The sequence below is a fragment of the Micromonospora desertarenae genome (genome assembly GCF_056150265.1).
This window is the reverse complement of record NZ_JAXCFQ010000015.1, coordinates 168,502-184,492: the sequence shown is the minus strand read 5'-3', so window position 1 is coordinate 184,492 and position 15,991 is coordinate 168,502. Positions and strand designations below refer to the sequence as shown.

13 protein-coding genes are annotated in these 15,991 nt (G+C 75.4%); 2 read left to right on the top strand and 11 right to left on the bottom strand.

The features are described from left to right. The 9 genes from SM577_RS26640 to SM577_RS26600 all read right to left on the bottom strand — a co-directional run. Nucleotides 1–420 (bottom strand): SDR family NAD(P)-dependent oxidoreductase (locus tag SM577_RS26640; protein ID WP_474588244.1); only part of this gene is annotated, 420 nt, incomplete at its 3' end. Next, nucleotides 417–1,826: a D-glycero-beta-D-manno-heptose 1-phosphate adenylyltransferase gene (gene rfaE2, locus SM577_RS26635; protein WP_302917195.1), complete on the bottom strand. Its 1,410-nt coding sequence runs from the start codon at nt 1,824–1,826 to the stop codon at nt 417–419. The genes SM577_RS26640 and rfaE2, both read right to left, overlap by 4 nt. Next, nucleotides 1,823–2,632, bottom strand: a complete 810-nt coding sequence (locus SM577_RS26630; RefSeq protein ID WP_474588243.1) for a D-sedoheptulose-7-phosphate isomerase — start codon at nt 2,630–2,632, stop codon at nt 1,823–1,825. The genes rfaE2 and SM577_RS26630 overlap by 4 nt, the downstream gene beginning before the upstream one ends. Next, nucleotides 2,632–3,849, bottom strand: coding sequence for a glycosyltransferase (locus SM577_RS26625; protein ID WP_474588242.1), 1,218 nt, complete (start codon nt 3,847–3,849; stop codon nt 2,632–2,634). The genes SM577_RS26630 and SM577_RS26625 overlap by 1 nt, the downstream gene beginning before the upstream one ends. Beyond that, nucleotides 3,834–4,820 (bottom strand): glycosyltransferase, encoded by a 987-nt coding sequence (locus SM577_RS26620; protein WP_474588241.1) that lies wholly within the window; start codon nt 4,818–4,820, stop codon nt 3,834–3,836. The genes SM577_RS26625 and SM577_RS26620 overlap by 16 nt, the downstream gene beginning before the upstream one ends. A gap of 55 nt (nt 4,821–4,875) precedes the next feature. Beyond that, nucleotides 4,876–6,615, bottom strand: coding sequence for an HAD-IIIA family hydrolase (locus tag SM577_RS26615; protein ID WP_474588252.1), 1,740 nt, complete (start codon nt 6,613–6,615; stop codon nt 4,876–4,878). Between the two features lie 35 nt (nt 6,616–6,650). Next, nucleotides 6,651–7,652, bottom strand: a complete 1,002-nt coding sequence (locus tag SM577_RS26610; protein WP_474581768.1) for a glycosyltransferase family 2 protein — start codon at nt 7,650–7,652, stop codon at nt 6,651–6,653. Next, the gene (locus SM577_RS26605) at nt 7,649–9,301 is read right to left on the bottom strand and encodes a carbamoyltransferase family protein (RefSeq protein ID WP_474588240.1); all 1,653 of its coding nucleotides are present in this window, start codon (nt 9,299–9,301) and stop codon (nt 7,649–7,651) included. The genes SM577_RS26610 and SM577_RS26605 overlap by 4 nt, the downstream gene beginning before the upstream one ends. Before the next feature lie 159 nt (nt 9,302–9,460). Further along, nucleotides 9,461–10,741: a globin domain-containing protein gene (locus SM577_RS26600; RefSeq protein WP_368050368.1), complete on the bottom strand. Its 1,281-nt coding sequence runs from the start codon at nt 10,739–10,741 to the stop codon at nt 9,461–9,463. Nucleotides 10,742–10,843: 102 nt separating this feature from the next. Between SM577_RS26600 and SM577_RS26595 the strand changes: the two genes are divergently transcribed. Next, nucleotides 10,844–11,350, top strand: coding sequence for an RrF2 family transcriptional regulator (locus SM577_RS26595; protein ID WP_474581769.1), 507 nt, complete (start codon nt 10,844–10,846; stop codon nt 11,348–11,350). A gap of 119 nt (nt 11,351–11,469) precedes the next feature. Here SM577_RS26595 and SM577_RS26590 read toward each other — a convergent pair whose 3' ends face one another. Then, entirely contained in the window at nt 11,470–12,729 is a 1,260-nt protein-coding gene (locus SM577_RS26590; protein ID WP_474588239.1) for an SGNH/GDSL hydrolase family protein, read from the bottom strand. Nucleotides 12,730–12,957: 228 nt separating this feature from the next. Then, a complete protein-coding gene (locus SM577_RS26585; RefSeq protein ID WP_474588238.1) occupies nt 12,958–13,617 on the bottom strand; it encodes a class I SAM-dependent methyltransferase in 660 nt (219 codons plus the stop codon). Between the two features lie 305 nt (nt 13,618–13,922). Here SM577_RS26585 and SM577_RS26580 point away from each other — a divergent pair, with 305 nt between their 5' ends. After that, complete coding sequence (locus tag SM577_RS26580; RefSeq protein ID WP_302917186.1) at nt 13,923–15,980, top strand: DNA gyrase/topoisomerase IV subunit B; 2,058 nt, start codon at nt 13,923–13,925, stop codon at nt 15,978–15,980. Nucleotides 15,981–15,991 lie beyond the last annotated feature (11 nt).

Genomic DNA, 15,991 nt, shown 5'->3' with positions numbered 1-15,991 from the left:
GGCGTCGCTGACGGCCTTGATGCCCAGCGTGGAGGCGACCGTGACGATGGTGCCGCGGGAGGCCTCCAGGAACGGCAGCGCGGCGCGGATCACCGCGGCCGTGGCGAGCAGGTCCACCGTGACGATCCGGTCCCAGGTCTCGCCGGGGACGTCGGCGAGCTTGCCCGGTACGTCCATGCCGGCGGCGGTGACCACGCCGTCGAGCCCGCCGGCCTGCTCGGCCAACTGCCGGGTGGCGGCCTCGGCGGCCCGGGTGTCGGCCAGGTCGCACTCCACCCACGGCACCCCGTCCGCCGGCGGCCGCCGGTCCAGCACGTACGGCCGGCCGCCGGCCTTGGTCACGGCCGTCACCACCGCCGCGCCGAGTCCGCTCGACCCGCCGGTGACCAGGATCGCCGCTCCGTTCATCTCCCTGTTCATGCCGCTCCCTTGATGAGGTTCCCGCCGCGCGGGCGCGCGGCGGCGATCGTCGCCGTGGTGGACCGGCCGGCCAGGTAGGGGACCGTCACGACCCGGCCACCCCAGCTGCGCACCAGCTCGGCCTCGGGCAGTTCGGGCGCCCCGTCGCCGGCGTAGTCGCCACCCTTTACCCAGACGTCCGGGCGGAGCCGGGACAGCACCGCGTGCGGGGTGGGTTCGTCGAAGACCACCACCGCGTCGACGCAGTCCAGTGCGGCCAGCACCCGGGCCCGGTCGGCCTCGGTGTTGACCGGCCGCTCCGGCCCCTTCAGCCGGCGGACGCCGGCGTCGGAGTTGAGGCAGACCACCAGCGCGTCGCCGAGTCGGCGGGCCGCCTGGAGGGTGGCCACGTGCCCGGCGTGCAGGATGTCGAAGCAGCCGCCGGTGGCCACCAGGGTGCCCCCGTCGGCGCGTACCCGCGCCACCAGCTCCTCGGCCGGTCCGGCCTGCTGCGGGCGGGCCGGCGGGGTGTCCCGGTGCAGTCCCGCCGCGCCGCCGGCCGCCACGTACGCCGACGCGGCGGCGACCGCCTCGGCGACCGCTTCGGCGACCACCGCCCCGCCGGCCAGCGCGGTCGCCGCGGCGGCGGCGAACCGGTCCCCGGCGCCGCAGGTGTCCTCGACGTCGTGCACCCCGGACGGTGGCGGCACCACCAGGGGACTGCTGCCGGAGTGGCAGAGCACCGCCCCGTCCGGCCCCATGGTCACCGCGACCGCGCCGACCCGCCACCGCCGGCGCAGCTCGTGCCCGGCGCGGGTGGCGGTGGAGAGCGGATCGCCGGCACCGGCGTCGCCGGTGAGCTGGCGCAGCTCGGCCAGGTTCGGGGTGGCCAGCCGGGTGCCGGCGACCGCCGCCGCCCCGCGCGGGTGTGGGTCCCAGACCACCGGCGCCGGCGTCTCGGCCAGCGCGGCGCGCAGGGTCGGTTGGCGCAGCAACCCGCGCCCGTAATCGCTGGCCAGGACGGCGCCGGCGGTGGCGATCACCGCGCGGGCCGCCTCGGGTGGCTCGGCGCAGGGCTGCGGGGCGCCGCCCCGGTCCAGGCGCAGCAGCGTCTGGCCACCGGCGCGCAGCCGGATCTTCTCCGGCGTCGCGCCGGGCGTCCGGAGCGGGTAGAGCCGGACTCCGGCGGCGGTCAGCAGTTCGGCGAGGCGGGCGCCGGCCGGATCGTCGGCGAGCGCGGTGACCAGCGCCACCTCGGCGCCCTGGGCGGCGGCGAGCAGCGCCGCCAGGCCGGCGCCGCCGGGCCGGTCCACGGCCGACCGCTCGTCCAGCACCGGCGCCGGCGCGTCCGGGCAGATCCGGCTGACGGTGCCGGCCACGTCCCGGTCGAGCAGGGTGTCGCCGACCACCACCAGCGGGCCGTTCACGACGCCGCTCCGTCGCGCCGGGCGTGCCCGTTGGCAGCGTGCCCGTTCGGTCCGTGCCCGTTCGGCCCGTGCCCGTTCGGCCCGTGCCCGTTCGGCCCGTGGCTGTTCGGTCCGTGGCCCTTCGGGCCGCCGGGGCCGGGGGTGCCGGTGCTGGTGAGCGCCCGCCCGTCCCGGCCGAACGGGCTGCCGAACCCCGCCGTGCGCCCGGCGGACAGCCGTGGCAGCTCCCGGACCAGGGGCAGCGCCTGGTCCACGTATTCGCAGAGCAGGTGGGTGGAGACGAGGTGGAGTTCCTGGACGACCTGGCTGTCGTCGGAGGGGATGGCGAGGGTGTCGTGGCAGGCGTCGGCGAGGGGGTTGGGGGTGGGGCCGGTGAAGGCCCAGCAGCGTAGGCCGGTGTCGTGGGCGGCGTGGGCGGCGTGCAGGAGGTTGGTGCTGGTGCCGCTGGTGGAGAGCAGGAGGAGGATGTCGTCGGGTCGGCCGTGGGCGCGGACCTGGCGGGCGAAGACTTCGTCGTAGCCGTAGTCGTTGCCGATGGCGGTGAGGGCGCTGGTTTCGGCGTGGAGGGCGATGGCGGACAGGGGTTGGCGGTCGTCGCGGAGTTTGCCGACGAGTTCGGCGGTGAGGTGTTGGGCTTCGGCGGCGCTGCCGCCGTTGCCGGCCACCAGCAGCCGACCGCCGCGCGCGAGCGTCCAGGCCAGCTCGGTGCCCCAGCCGGAGAGCCGCTCGGCCACCTGCCGGTACGGCAGCAGCGCGGCCGCCAGGTGGGCCAGGTGGGTGTCCAGGGTGGAGAGCTGCTGCGTCATCAGGCCACCGCCGGCGTGGCGCGGCCGACCGAGCTGACCGCGGCGTAGACCGCGCTCAACTGCTCGGCGCAGCGCTTCCAGGAGTAGCGGCTGCGGATCCGGTCCAGCGCCGTTGTGGCGTACGCGAAGCGGCGGACCTGGTCGGCGAGGAGCCGGCGGATCGCGGTGCCCAGCGCCCGCGGGTCGCGAGGTGGCACCAGGTCGCCGGTGAGGCCGTCCACCACGGTGTCGGCGATGCCGCCGACCCGGGTGCCGATCACCGGCACGCCGCAGGCCATCCCCTCCAGCGGGGTGAGCCCGAACGGCTCGTACCAGGGCGCGGCCACCAGGATGTCGGCCGAGCGGTACCAGCGGCCCATCTCCTCCCGCGGCACCGCGCCGACCAGGCGCACCCGGTCGGCCACCCCGCAGGACTCGGCCAGCGCGCCCAGCCGGCGGGCGAACGGGTCGGCGGGCAACAGGTCGGCGGGCGGACCGCCCACCACCACGCACTCCGCGTCGGGCACCGCGGGCATCGCCCGGACCACCTCCAGGAAGCCCTTGCGTTCCACCATCCGGCCCACGGTGAGGATCCGCGGCCGGGCGGGGTCGCGCGGGGCCACCGGCCCGTCGGGGCGGAACACCTCCTGGTTGACCCCGGACGGCACCAGGGCCATCCGGGACCGCGGCACCCCGAGCCGGACCAGCTCGCCGACCTCGTCCTGGCACTGCACGATCACCCGGTCGGCGGCCCGGCCGAGCGCCCGCTCGAAGCCGATCCGCCCTGGTGGACTGGTGTCCCGCGCGCCCTGGTGCCGGCGCTTCACGGTGCCCAGCGCGTGGTACGTGAGCACCACCGGCACCCCGGTCCGGCGGGCGGCGTGCAGGGTGGCCAGGCCGCTCATCCAGAAGTGCGCGTGCGCCACGTCGGGGCTCCAGTCGCCGTCCCGCCACTGGCCGGCCAGCCAGCGGCCGAACTCGCCCATGTGCGGCAGCAGCTCGTCCTTCGGCACCCGCAGGGCCGGGCCGGCCGGCACATGGCAGACCCGGTAGCCGTCCAGGGTGGCGACGGTGTCGGGCAGGCTGGGTGAGTCCCGGCGGGTGTACACGCGGACGTCGTGCCCCTCGCCGACCAGCGCGGCGGCCAGCTCCGCGACGTGGGTGTTCTGGCCACCGGCGTCCTCCTCCCCGAGGACGGCGAGTGGGCTGGCGTGCTCCGAGATCATCGCGATCCGCATGTTTCCTCCTCCATCAGCCGGTCCCAGTCGGTGAGGAACCGGTCCAGCCCGAAGCGTTCCTTCGCCACCTCGCGACCCCGCGCGCCCAGCCGGGCGGCCGCGTCGCGGTCCGTCGTCAACCACCGGGCCGCCTCGACGAGCGTGTCCACCCGGGTGGAGAGCACGCCGGCGTCGGCCGGTACGGCGTCCACCGCCTCGGTGGTGGCCAGCGCGACGACCGGCATGCCGATCGCCATCGCCTCGATCAGGCTCAGCCCGAGCGAGGTCCACCGGCACAGGTGCAGGTACGCGCGCCGCCGGGCGACCTCGGCGTGCATCCGGTCCTGCGGCAGGTCGTCGTACCCGGTCACCGGCAGGCCGTCCGGGGCGCCGGCGCGGGCCAGCGCCTCGGGCAGCCCGGCCACCCCCATGCCGAAGACGTCCAACGGCGCCACCCGCGCGAAGCTGGGCATGAGGTCGGTGCCGGTGACCCGCCAGCGGCGCACCGGCTCGTTCGTCACCACCGCCAGCCGGTCCAGCTCGCCGCTCCACTCGTACCGGGGCGGCAGGATGCCGTGCTCCACCACCGTGGTGCGCGCGCCACCGGTGTCCCAGAACAGCTCGTTGAAGTGCGTGACGTGGGCGATGAGCAGGTCGTCCCGGTCGGCCATCGGATGGCGGGTGTTCGGCACGTCCCCCTTGGGGGTGTTGTGTTCGACGTAGATGGCGGGCAGGTCGTGGCCGGGTCGGCGGCCGAGCCATTCGGTGGCGAGGTCGAGTTCCTCGGGTCGTTGCAGGATGACCAGGTCGACGTCGGTGGTGGCGAGGTGGTCGGGGGTGATCTCGACGGCGGTGTCGGGCCAGGGGTAGGTGCGGGCGCGGCCGAGGCCGTAGGGGCCGCGGTCGGGGGTGACCGGGATCAGGTAGCGGTGCTTGCCGTGCACGAACGAGGTGGTCCAGGAGCCGTGCACGTGCCAGAGCAGGACGTTCATGCCACTCCTCAAACGGGCGTCGCGGTGGTGGGCGGACGGGGACCGTGCGGGGTGCTCAGGTGGGGACCGGAGGGCCGAGGACGCGGACGGCCGCGACCACCTCGGCCGGGTCGACGCCGGCCAGGCAGGGGTGCCCGGGAACGGGGCAGCGGGCGGCCCGGGTGTCCCGGCAGGCGGCGGTGGCGTCGCCGAGGCGGACGGTGGGCACCCGCCAGGGCCCCCACTGTCCGAACGGGACGGTGGGCGCGAAGAGGCTGACCACCGGCGTGCCGACGGACGCGGCGAGGTGCGCCGGCCCGGTGTTGCCGACCACCACGCAGCGGGCCCCGGCGAGCACCCGGGCCAGGCCGGCCAGGTCGGTCCGCCCGCCGAGGTCGACCGCGCCGGCGGCGGCGACCCGGGCGGTCAGGTCGGTCTCGTCCGGGCCGCCGGTGACCACCACCCGGTGACCGGCGGCGAGCAGCGCGGCCACGATCTCGGCGTGCCGGCGCGGGTCGGCGGCGCGGGCCGGCACCGACGCGCCGGGGTGCACCACCACGTAGCCCGGTTCGGCCAGCGCCGGGTGCCCGGCGGTCACCGGGTCGGCGGCGAGGACCTCCGGGCGGAGGCGGAGGGTGGGTTCGTCGTCGTCGGTGAGTGTGTAGCCGGCGGCGGCGGCGAGGGAGAGGGCGCGTTCGGGTTCGGGGACGCCGACAGGGACGCGGTGGCGGATGTCGAGCAGGCTGCCGGGGTAGTCGTCGCTGATCGCGGCGATGCGCGGTACGCCGGCCATGCGTAGCAGCAGGGCCAGGGGCAGGGGGGACTGGTGGAAGCTGGTGAAGATCACCGCTTCGTCCGCGTCGACGGCCGTGAGCCGGTCGGTGAGGGTGTGCATGGTGGCCGGGTCGACCGGGTCGGGAGTGGCCTCGATCCAGGGCAGCGGGTGCTCGATGACGGCGTCGACTCCGGGCAGCAGGTCCGCTGCCGCGCGTCCCCGGGGGCCGCACAGCAGCACCACCCGGTCCGCGCCGGCCGCGACCGCTCGGATACCCGGCCCGGTGACCAGCACGTCCCCGGCCGAGTCCGACCGCACCACCAGCACCGTCCGCCCCCGCCCCGACCGACCCGCCCCACCACCGGCACCGGCAGCGGTCGTCGTCACGGCGTGCGCAGGCGTTCCCGTCGCGGCGGCGGAACCGGCCGCTGCGACGTCAACCGACAGGAAGGCCGAAGTGGCACCCGACGACCGGTAGGTGGCCGGATCGACCGCGGCCTGCCGGGACAGGATCAGCTCCACCGCGGCCGGCAGATCCACCGCCACCTGCGGCGCCGCCGCGACCTCCTCCGGCCGGGTCACCGGCGTCGGCACCAACACCCCCGACGCCCCGGCCGCCAACGCCGCCGACATATCCCGCCCGATATCCCCCACCACCACACACCGCGCCGGCGTCGTCCCCAACTCCCGCGCCGCCGCCCACACCAACCCCGGCAACGGCTTACGACACCCACACCCGTCACCGTCATCATGCGGACACACCAACCACGCATCGAACGACCCCAACAACCGCTCGACCCGCGCATGCACCGCCCGCATCTGCGCCTCGGTGAACAACCCCCGCGCCAACCCCGACTGGTTCGTCACCACCGCCAGCCGCAACCCCGCCGCCCGCAACCGATCCAACGCCACCCGCGCCCCCGGCACCGGCCGCACCTTCTCCGGATCACCGTTGAACGGCACGTCCTCCACCAACGTCCCGTCCCGATCCAGCAACACCGCGTCGTAGAGGCGGTGACCTGCACTGATCGGGGCGTCCATGTCGGAGCAGTTGCCTCGGCCGGGAGAAGTAAACATCAACTGCCCGTTCCGGGGCGCTCGTCGCGGCTGCCCCACCAGCCGCGTAGCCAGTGGGTCACGGCCAGTGGCGGGATCAGCGCGCTGGTCACCACCATGGTGGCGACCTCGCCGGGGGTGCGCGGGCCGGGCGCGATCCGGGCCCGGGCGAACTCGGCGGTGCCGGCGAGCCAACCGAGCGCGCCGGCCGTGGCCGCCGCGCCGAGCGCCGCCCGGCGCGCCCCGCCGGTCCCGGCGTACAGTCCGGCCGCGACCAGGGCGAGGGCGCCCGACGCGGTGACCGCCACGTGCCGGTGCCGGCGCCCGGGCGGCAGTCGAAGGTCGGTGCGCCAGTAGGGGCCGTAGAGCCGGCGCAGCAGCGCGTCGTCGGCGTTGCCCCGCTGGGTGCGCAGGCTCACCCAGCGGCTCTCCGGGCGTACCGGGTGGGTCACCGACCGTTCGCCGCGGACCAGCTCCCAGCCGGCGCGGCGCACCCGGTGGGCCAGTTCGGCGTCCTCCCGGTAGGCGCGCGGGAACCGTTCGTCGAAGCCGCCGGTGTCGTCCAGCGCCGCCCGGCGGTACGCCATGTCGGCGGTGATCCAGTCCCCCTCGGCGAGGCCGGCGGTGACCCGTTCCCAGTCGGTCGGCCGACGGTGCGCCGGCAGCGGCACCCGGACCACGCCCTGCACCCCGCCGACCAGGTCGCCGACGGCCAGGTCGGCGAGGAGCCGCCGGCACCAGTCGGCGGCCGGCACGACGTCGTCGTCGAGGAAGACGATCCAGGGGGAGCGGGCGGCGCGCCAGCCGAGGTTGCGGGCGGCCGCCGGCCCCGCGCCGGGCCCGGTCAGCACCTTGGTGTACGCGGCCAGCGCGCCCGGCACCGGCAGCTCGCCGGTGCTCTCGCGGCGGTCGTCGACCAGCAGGATCTCCGGGTCGGGCAGCTCACCCACCTGGCCGGCGAGCGCGTCGAGCAGCACGGCGAGGCTGGGCCGGCCGAGCGTCGGCACCACGATGCTGATCACCGGTCACCGCCCAGCGCGCCGCGGCGCACCGCGAACGGGCCGATGGCCAGCAGCTCCACCGGGGCGGATCCGAACAGCTCCATCGCCTCGCGTGGGGTGTCCACCATCGGGCGGCCGGCGGTGTTCAGCGAGGTGTTCACCACCACCGGCAGGCCGGTCAGCCGGTCGAACTCGGCGAGCAGGTCGGCGACCAGCGGTTCGGTGTCGGCGTGCACGGTCTGCACCCGGGCGGTGCCGTCGACGTGGGTGACCGCCGGGATGCGGTCGCGCCAGTCGGGCCGCACCCGGTGCACGAAGAGCATGTACGGGCTGGGGTAGACGCCCTCGAAGATCTCCGCGAAGCGCTCCGCGCGGACCATCGGGGCGACCGGGCGGAACTGCTCGCGCCCCTTGACGTCGTTGAGCCGGGCGGTGGTGGCCGGGTCACCGGGGTGGGCCAGCAGCGACCGGTGCCCGAGGGCGCGGGGCCCGTACTCGCTGCGCCCCTGGAACCAGGCGACCACCCCGTTGCCGGCCAGCACCCGGGCCGCCTCGGCGGCGATCGAGTCCGGCCGGGTGTACGGCAGCGCGGCGCGGCGCAGCTCCGCCTCCAGCTCCTCGTCCGACCAGCCGCGACCGAGGTCGGCCCCGGCCATCGGGATGGTCCGGTCACCGAGGTCGCGGGCGACGTGCAGGGCGGCGCCGAGCGCGGTGCCCGCGTCACCGGCCGCCGGCTGCACCCAGACGTTCCGGTACGGTCCCTCGGCGGCGATCCGGGCGTTGGCCACGCAGTTGAGCGCCACCCCGCCGGCCATGGCCAGGGTGGACGCCCCGCCCGAGGCGTCGTGCAGCCAGCGGGCCAGGTCGAGGATCACCTCCTCCAGCCGGGCCTGCACGCTGGCGGCCAGGTCGGCGTGGTCGCCGGTCATCTCCCCGTCGGCGGTGCGGGCCTTGGCCAGGCTGCCCCAGTCGATCGGCTCGATGGCGAAGCCGCCCTCCGGGGTGGCCCGCACCAGTTCGCGCAGCAGGCCGAGGTGCTTCGGCTCGCCGTACGAGGCCAGCGCCATCACCTTGTACTCGTCGCTGGAGTGCAGGAAGCCCAGGTGCCGGGTGAGGTCCTCGTAGAGCAGGCCGAGGGAGTGCGGCAGCTGCTGGGCGGCCAGCGGGCGCAGCAGCCCGTCGGCGTAGACGCCGGCCAGGTGGCTGGCCACCTCGCCGCGTCCGTCGAGGACGAGCACCGCCGTGTCGTCGCCGCCCGCCGGTGCGGCCAGCCCGGCCGACGCGGCGTGCGCCACGTGGTGCGGGACGAAGCGCACCTTGCCGGGGTCGAGGCCGGGCAGGGCGGCGGCCAGGAACTGCGGCGCGCGCTGGGCGTACTCGACGCGCAGCCAGTCCCAGGGGTCGGCCAGTCCGAGCGTCTCCGCCGGGCGGCACAGCCCGGGGTCGAACGAGTAGGCGACCGCGTCGAGGTCGTCGACGTCCAGTCCGGCGCTGGCCAGGCACCAGGCGGCGGAGAGTTCCGGCAGCTCCCACGCCGAGAAGGCGACCGGACGCTTGCCGTGCTTGCGGCGGCTGAACCGTTCCTCTTCGGCGGCAGCCACCACCCTGCCGTCGACCACCAGGGCGGCCGCCGGATCGTGGAAGATCGCGTTGATGCCAAGGACCCGCATGGGAAGGTCCCTACCCTCGGCTTCTCCGCCTAACCTCTAGATCATCGACTTCTCCTGAGGGGCCGCTCAGTCGGGTGTGGAGATTCGGGCGGGCGCCGGGGCGGCGCGTCGCCCCGGCGCCCGCCGGCCCGGCTCCGGTTCGGCGGACGTATCCCGTGGTCAGGCCCGGTCGTCGCGGAGCATGCCCGGGCCGAACACCTCGTAGGCGATCCGCTCCACCGGGACCCCGCGGCGCAGCAGGCCACCGCGGACCACGTTCATGAACGGCAGCGGCCCGCACAGGTGCACGTGCGCGTCGGGGGAGAGCGGGATCAGCTCCGGGTCGACCCGGCCGCCGGCCACCTCGGCGGTCGGCCCGGCCCGGTCGGCGTCGGTGACCTCCTCGTACCAGAGCGTGGTCCGCAGGTTGGGCAGCGCGGCGTGCAGGCGCGGCAGCTCGCCGCGGAAGGCGTGCGCGGCGCCGGCCCGGTCGGCGTGCACCAGCGTCACCGGGCGCTGCGGTTCGGTGGCGGCCAGGTGCTCCAGCGCGGCCATCGCCGGGGTCAGCCCGATGCCCGCGCTGACCAGCAGCAGCGGTCCGGACCCGGCGACCGCGCTGACCTCGCCGAAGGGCGGGCTGAGCCGGAGGGTGTCACCGACGGTGACCTGCTGGTGCAGGAAGGTGGAGACCATGCCGTCGGGGGCGCCGTCGGTGCCGCGCACCCGCTTGACGGTGATCCGCCAGTGGTCGGCGCCGGGGCGGCCGGAGAGGCTGTACTGCCGGATCTGCCGGCCGCGCCCGCCGTCCAGGTCGACCGCCACCGACGTGTACTGGCCGGGGGTGAAGGTGGGCACCGCGCCGCCGTCGACCGGGACCAGGGCGAACGAGACCACGTCGGGGGTCTCCCGCACCTTGTCGGCCACCCGCCAGTCGCGCCACACCGACTCGCCCTCGGCCAGCCCGGCGAGCGTGTAGAGGCGCGCCTCCCGGGCGATCAGCTCGCAGGCCAGCAGCCAGTACACCTCGTCCCAGGCCGCCGCCACCGCCGGGGTGACCGCCTCGCCCAGCACCTCGCCGACGGCGGCGAGCAGGTGCCGGCCGACGATCGTGTACTGGGTGGCGGTGATGCCCAGCGAGGCGTGCTTGTGCGCGATCCGGTCCAGGATCGGCCCCCACGGCACCGTCGAGCCGCCGGTCAGGTGCCCGGCGTACGCCACCACCGCGCCGGCCAGCGCGGCCTGCTGCGCCCCGGTCGCCTGGTTGCCCCGGTTGAACAGGTCCAGCAGTTCCGGGTGCGCCTCGAACATCCGCTGGTAGAACCGGCGGGTGATCGCCTCCCCGTGCGCTTCGACGGCGGGCAGGGTCGCCGTCACCACTGCTGCTGAGGACTCGGTGAGCACGAGTTGTCTCCTTCTCCGATGAACCGTTCGGGCCCGGCCAGCTAAACAAGCATTTGAGATACCTCTTCAGGGCCGAAGGTCCCGGGTCGCTGGTCGCCCGGATCACACTCCCGGCCCGTCCGGCCGTGGTCGGCGGCGTCCGCGCTGGCTAGGGTCGGGCGGGTGAGGCTCAACCGGTCCACCGACATGGCGCTGCGGATCGCCATGGCCGCCGCCGCGACGCCGCGCCGGACGACCGTCGAGGAGTTGGCCGGGCAGTTGGCGCTGCCGCGCAACCACGTGGCGAAGCTGGTCCAGCGGTTGCAGCGGCTCGGCGTGCTGGTCACCGTCCGGGGCCGGGCCGGCGGGGTGACGTTCGCCGAGGGTGGCGGGCGGCTCACCGTGGGGCAGGTCGTCCGGGCGTTCGAGGGTGAGGACGAGGTGGTCGACTGCGAGGCCCCGCCCTGCCCGCTGCGGGCGGCCTGCCGGCTGCGCGCCGAGCTGCGCCGCGCCCGGCAGGCGTTCCTCGCCGTGCTCGACGGCGTACGCCTCGACGACCTGGTCGCCGGCCCGGCCGGCCCGATCGTGCTCGCCCTCGGCGCGCCCCCGGCCGCGCCCGGCGTCCCCGCCGCACCCGTTGGGCCGGGCGTCCCGGCGACCTGCGCGGCGGCGGCCGGGAGCGAGGGGTAGGTCGACCGCGGGCGAGCGGCGCGCCCGGGTTGTTCCGGCGGGTCGCCCGGACGCGGACGAGGCCCCGCCGGGCGGCGGGGCCTCGTCGTCGCCGCGCCCGCGGGCCCGGGCGCGGCGGGTCAGGAGACGGTGATCGACCCGTTGGTGGCGCGGACGCAGGCCACCGCGCGGGCGCTGGTGGCGGCGGCGCCGCTCAGGCACTGCCCGAGCACCTGGTGCCCGGCCGCGTTCGGGTGCCACGACTCCTGGCATGTCTGGAAGTACGACACGCAGGTGTTGGCGATCCGCTGGATGGCGATCTTGTCCTTGCCGGCCAGGCTGGTGACGAAGACGCCGTTCGGCGGGGAGTCCTGGAGCCGGATCGGGGTGGCCAGCGCGCCGGTCGGGCTGGCCACCGACTCGCAGAGCCGGGCGCCGTCGAAGGCCCGCTGCACGTTGAGGTAGACCAGGTCGGCGCCGGGGAACTCGGCGGCCAGGGTGTCCCGGGTGGACCGCACCAGGGTGCCGAGGCCCTGCGAGAAGCGGTGGCCGGGCAGCAGGCTGGCCCGGTGGATCGGGCAGCCGGCCGCGTACCGCTCGGCGCCCAGGGCGCGGAACTTGTCCCGGGTGTCGTCCCGGCTGTCCTCGGTGTGGAACGTCGGGTCGAGGTCGAACGGCAGCGGGTTGGTGTAGTCCTGGAAGACGACCCGGTGCTGGCCGTCGGCGTCGATCTCGCGCAGGGTGGTCAGCAGCTGGCGTACGGCCGTGGTGGTCTCCGCGGTCGCGGCGCTCCACTGCGCGGCGGTGGCCAGGTCGGCGTCCGTGCAGGGCTCCTGCTCGACCGGTCCGCCGAGGTACGCCCAGAACTCCCACCAGCCGGTCCAGGCGTCCGCGATGAACCGGTTGGCGCACTTCTCGGCGACGTCGCCGAAGGTGAACGAGCTGTTGTTGGAGCCGAGCCCGAGCAGCACCAGGTCGATGTCGTGGGTCCGCCCGACCGCGCGCAGCTGGTCGAGCTGCGCGGCCACCTGCCGGCCGTTCGCCCGGGCCGAGGAGGCGGTGGCGATGTCGTGCGGCTGGCCGCCGGAGCAGGCGAGGTTGAACCGGTCCTGGATGCCCGGCAGGGTGGCCCGGTGCAGCGAGGCGTTCGCCGAGCGGTGGCAGAAGAACGCGTTGCTGTTCGGCGCCGTCCAGCCGGGGAAGGTCTGTGCGACGCCGTTGGCGTCCACCACCGGGGCGTACGCGCCGGCGCCCTCGCCGCTGATGAAGCTGTCGCCGATCGCGACGGCCGCGGTGGGCAGGGCCGCCGAGGCGGGCCCGGGCGGCGCCACGGCGGTGGCGAGCGCCGTCGTGGCGGCGGCCAGCGCGACCGCGACGACGGTACGACGGAACCTGGACATGGGTCCCCCATCCGACGATCGAAATATGAAAGATCCTCCGAGAGCGCGATCAGATCACCTCGGTGTGACGGCCGTCAATGGCCGGAAACATGATCCTTCGATGCGGGGCGGTCCCCGGGGCGGCGCCCCGGTCGTGCGGGCAGCCCGACCGGGGCGGACGTGACCGCCACGTCGGCGGTCCCGGCCCGGGGTGGGCGACTGGTGTGCGGCGCCCGTGCGCCGGTGGCGTCAGGCGGGGCGGTGGAACTCCGCACGCCAGCGGAGCACGCCCGACGGGTCCCGCAACTCCTCGACGCGGACCGGCGCGAGCCCGTTCCCGGCGAAGGCGTCGACCTCGCCGCGGGTGAGCGGCCAGGGCGGCGTGGCCGGCGGCTCCTCGTCGTCGGCCCGGCCGGCGGCGATCACCAGCAGCGTGCCGCCCGGCGCCACCAGGTCGGCGACCGCGCCGAACCCGGCGGCCCGGACCTCGGGTGGCAGCGCCTGCACGTTCATGCTCTCCACCACCAGGTCGAACCCGCGCCGCCAGGCGGCCGGCGGGTCGAGCAGGTCGGCCACCCGGTAGTCGACCGGCGAGCCCGGGTGCCGGTCCCGGGCGGTCCGGACCGCTGTCGGGGAGATGTCGAAGGCCACGGTGGCGAAACCGAGCCCGGCCACGTGCTCGGCGTCCCGGCCGTAGCCGCAGCCCACCACGGCCGCCCGCCGGCCGGCCCCGGTCAGCCCGCTCGCCGCGGTCCACCCGGCCAGCAGCCCGTGCGGGGCGTCCCGGTCCCACGGCACCGCCGCGTCGCCCCGCTCCGCCTCGGTGTAGAGCCGCTCGAACCAGCCGGTCGGGTCGCCCGCCGCGAGTGACTCGGCCGACAGCCGCCCGGTCGCCTCGTCCTCCCGCACGCCGCCTCCCCGCGCCGGCGCCCCACCGGGCGCGACCGTCGGCCAGCGTAGCGGTGCGGTGCCGTTCCGGCCGTCCCGGGCGGGAGCCGGAATCCGGCCGGCGTCCGCGGCGTTGCACTGCCGGGAGCGCGCCGAGCGCGTCTTCCGGAGCTTCCGGACCGCAGCCCGCGCCCCGCCCCGGCGGGTCGCGCGGGGTGCCACGGCGTTGTCGGAGCAGCGGGCTAGGCTCGCTGCGGCGCGCCGCGAGGGGGGCGACGTTCGCCGGTGAGCGGCACCACACCGCCGAGACCTGGGAGTACGACCAGTTGACCGCAGAGCCTGAGACCCTGTACGGGGCCGACGACCTCACGCACCTCGAGGGGCTGGACGCCGTCCGCAAGCGGCCCGGCATGTACATCGGCTCCACCGACAGCCGTGGCGTGGGTCACCTCGTCAACGAGATCCTCGACAACGCCACCGACGAGGGTGTCGCCGGTCACGCCCGCAAGGTCGAGGTGACGCTGCACGCCGACGGCTCGGTGCAGGTCGACGACGACGGCCGGGGCATCCCGACCGACGTGCACGCCCGCTCCGGCCTCTCCGGCGTCGAATTGGTGCTCACCCGGCTGCACGCCGGCGGCAAGTTCGGCGGCTCCGGCTACAAGACCTCCGGCGGCCTGCACGGCGTGGGCGCCTCGGCGGTCAACGCGCTCTCCCGCCGGTTCGACGTGACGGTCCGCCGGGGCGGCAAGGTCCACGCCATGTCGTTCCGGCACGGCGTGCCGGGGATCTTCGACGGCGACGGGCCGGACGCGCCGTTCACCGCCGGCCCGGGGCTCCAGGTCGTCGGCGCGATGAAGCGCGGCCAGCGCACCGGCACCTCCATCCGCTACTGGCACGACCCCCGCTACTTCGAGACCGGCGCGGCCCTGGACACCGAGGCCGTGCGGATGAAGCTGCGCAACACCGCCTTCCTGGTCCCCGGCGTGAGCTACCTGCTGCGCGACCACACCGGCGCCGAGCCGACCGAGGAGCGCTTCCACTTCCCCAACGGGCTGACCGACATGGTGGAGTTCCTCGCCCCGGCCGGTGACCGCCCGGTCTCCGGCACGCTGCTGGTCACCGGCGAGGGCAGCTACCGGGAGAACGCCGCCGACGCCAACGGCGTGATGCAGTCCAACGTGCAGCGACGGGCCGAGGTCGAGGTGGCCTTCCGCTGGGGCACCGGCTACGAGCGCACCGTCGAGTGCTTCACCAACACCATCCGCAACGCGCACGGCGGCACCCACCGCAAGGGCTTCGAGCGGGCCCTGGCGCGTACCCTCGCCGACGCCGTCCGCAACACCCGTGGCCTGCTCAAGGCCAAGGAGGATCCGCCCACCCTGGACGACGTCCTGGAGGGGATGACCGCGGTGGTGCACGTGCGGATCCCCGAGCCGCAGTTCACCTCGCAGACCAAGGACGAACTCTCCACCGCCGGCATCACCAAGGTGATCCAGTCCCTGGTCGAGCAGCACGTCAAGGCCTGGCTGGACGACCGGCGCAGCAAGGCCGAGGCCCGCACGGTGCTCCAGAAGATCGTCGACGCGGCCCGGGTGCGGCTGACCCAGAAGCAGCAGAAGGACGCCGCCCGGCGCAAGACCGCCCTGGAGGGCGCGTCGATGCCGGCCAAGCTGGTCGACTGCCGGGCCGCGGGGATCGAGCGCAGCGAACTGTTCATCGTGGAGGGCGACAGCGCGCTGGGCACCGGCCGCCTGGCCCGCTCGGCCGAATACCAGGCGCTGCTGCCCATCCGGGGCAAGATCCTCAACGTGCAGAAGGCCAACCTCCAGCAGGTGCTGGACAACGCCGAGTGCGCCGCCATCGTGCAGGTGCTCGGCGCCGGCTCCGGGCGCACCTTCGACCTGTCCGCGCTGCGTTACGGCCGCGTACTGATCATGGCGGACGCCGACGTGGACGGCGCGCACATCCGGACGCTGCTGATCACGCTCTTCGCCCGCTACATGCGGCCGCTGATCGAGGCCGGCCGGCTCTACGCCGCGATGCCGCCCCTGCACAAGATCACCACCAAGGGCCGCAACCCGGAGACGTTCTACACCTACACCCAGGCCGAGATGGCGGCGACGGTGCGCAGGCTGGAGAAGGCCGGCAAGCAGATCGTCACTCCGATCCCACGGTTCAAGGGTCTCGGCGAGATGGACGCCGACGAGCTCTGGGAGACCACCATGAACCCGGCCACCCGGTCGGTCCGCCGGATCACCCTCGACGACGTCGACGCCGCCGAGCGGATCCTCGACCTGCTGATGGGGGAGAAGGTCGAACCGCGTCGCAACTGGCTGATCGACTCGGCCGACCTGGTCGACCGGGAGGCGATCGACGCATGAACACGTCAGTA

Coding starts and splice junctions, on each gene's coding strand:
- SM577_RS26630 (WP_474588243.1), bottom strand. CDS start 2,632: ATGACGCAGCAGCTCTCCACCCTGGACACCCACCTGGCCCACCTGGCG.
- SM577_RS26625 (WP_474588242.1), bottom strand. CDS start 3,849: ATGCGGATCGCGATGATCTCGGAGCACGCCAGCCCACTCGCCGTCCTC.
- SM577_RS26620 (WP_474588241.1), bottom strand. CDS start 4,820: ATGAACGTCCTGCTCTGGCACGTGCACGGCTCCTGGACCACCTCGTTC.
- SM577_RS26615 (WP_474588252.1), bottom strand. CDS start 6,615: ATGGACGCCCCGATCAGTGCAGGTCACCGCCTCTACGACGCGGTGTTG.
- SM577_RS26605 (WP_474588240.1), bottom strand. CDS start 9,301: ATGCGGGTCCTTGGCATCAACGCGATCTTCCACGATCCGGCGGCCGCC.
- SM577_RS26590 (WP_474588239.1), bottom strand. CDS start 12,729: ATGTCCAGGTTCCGTCGTACCGTCGTCGCGGTCGCGCTGGCCGCCGCC.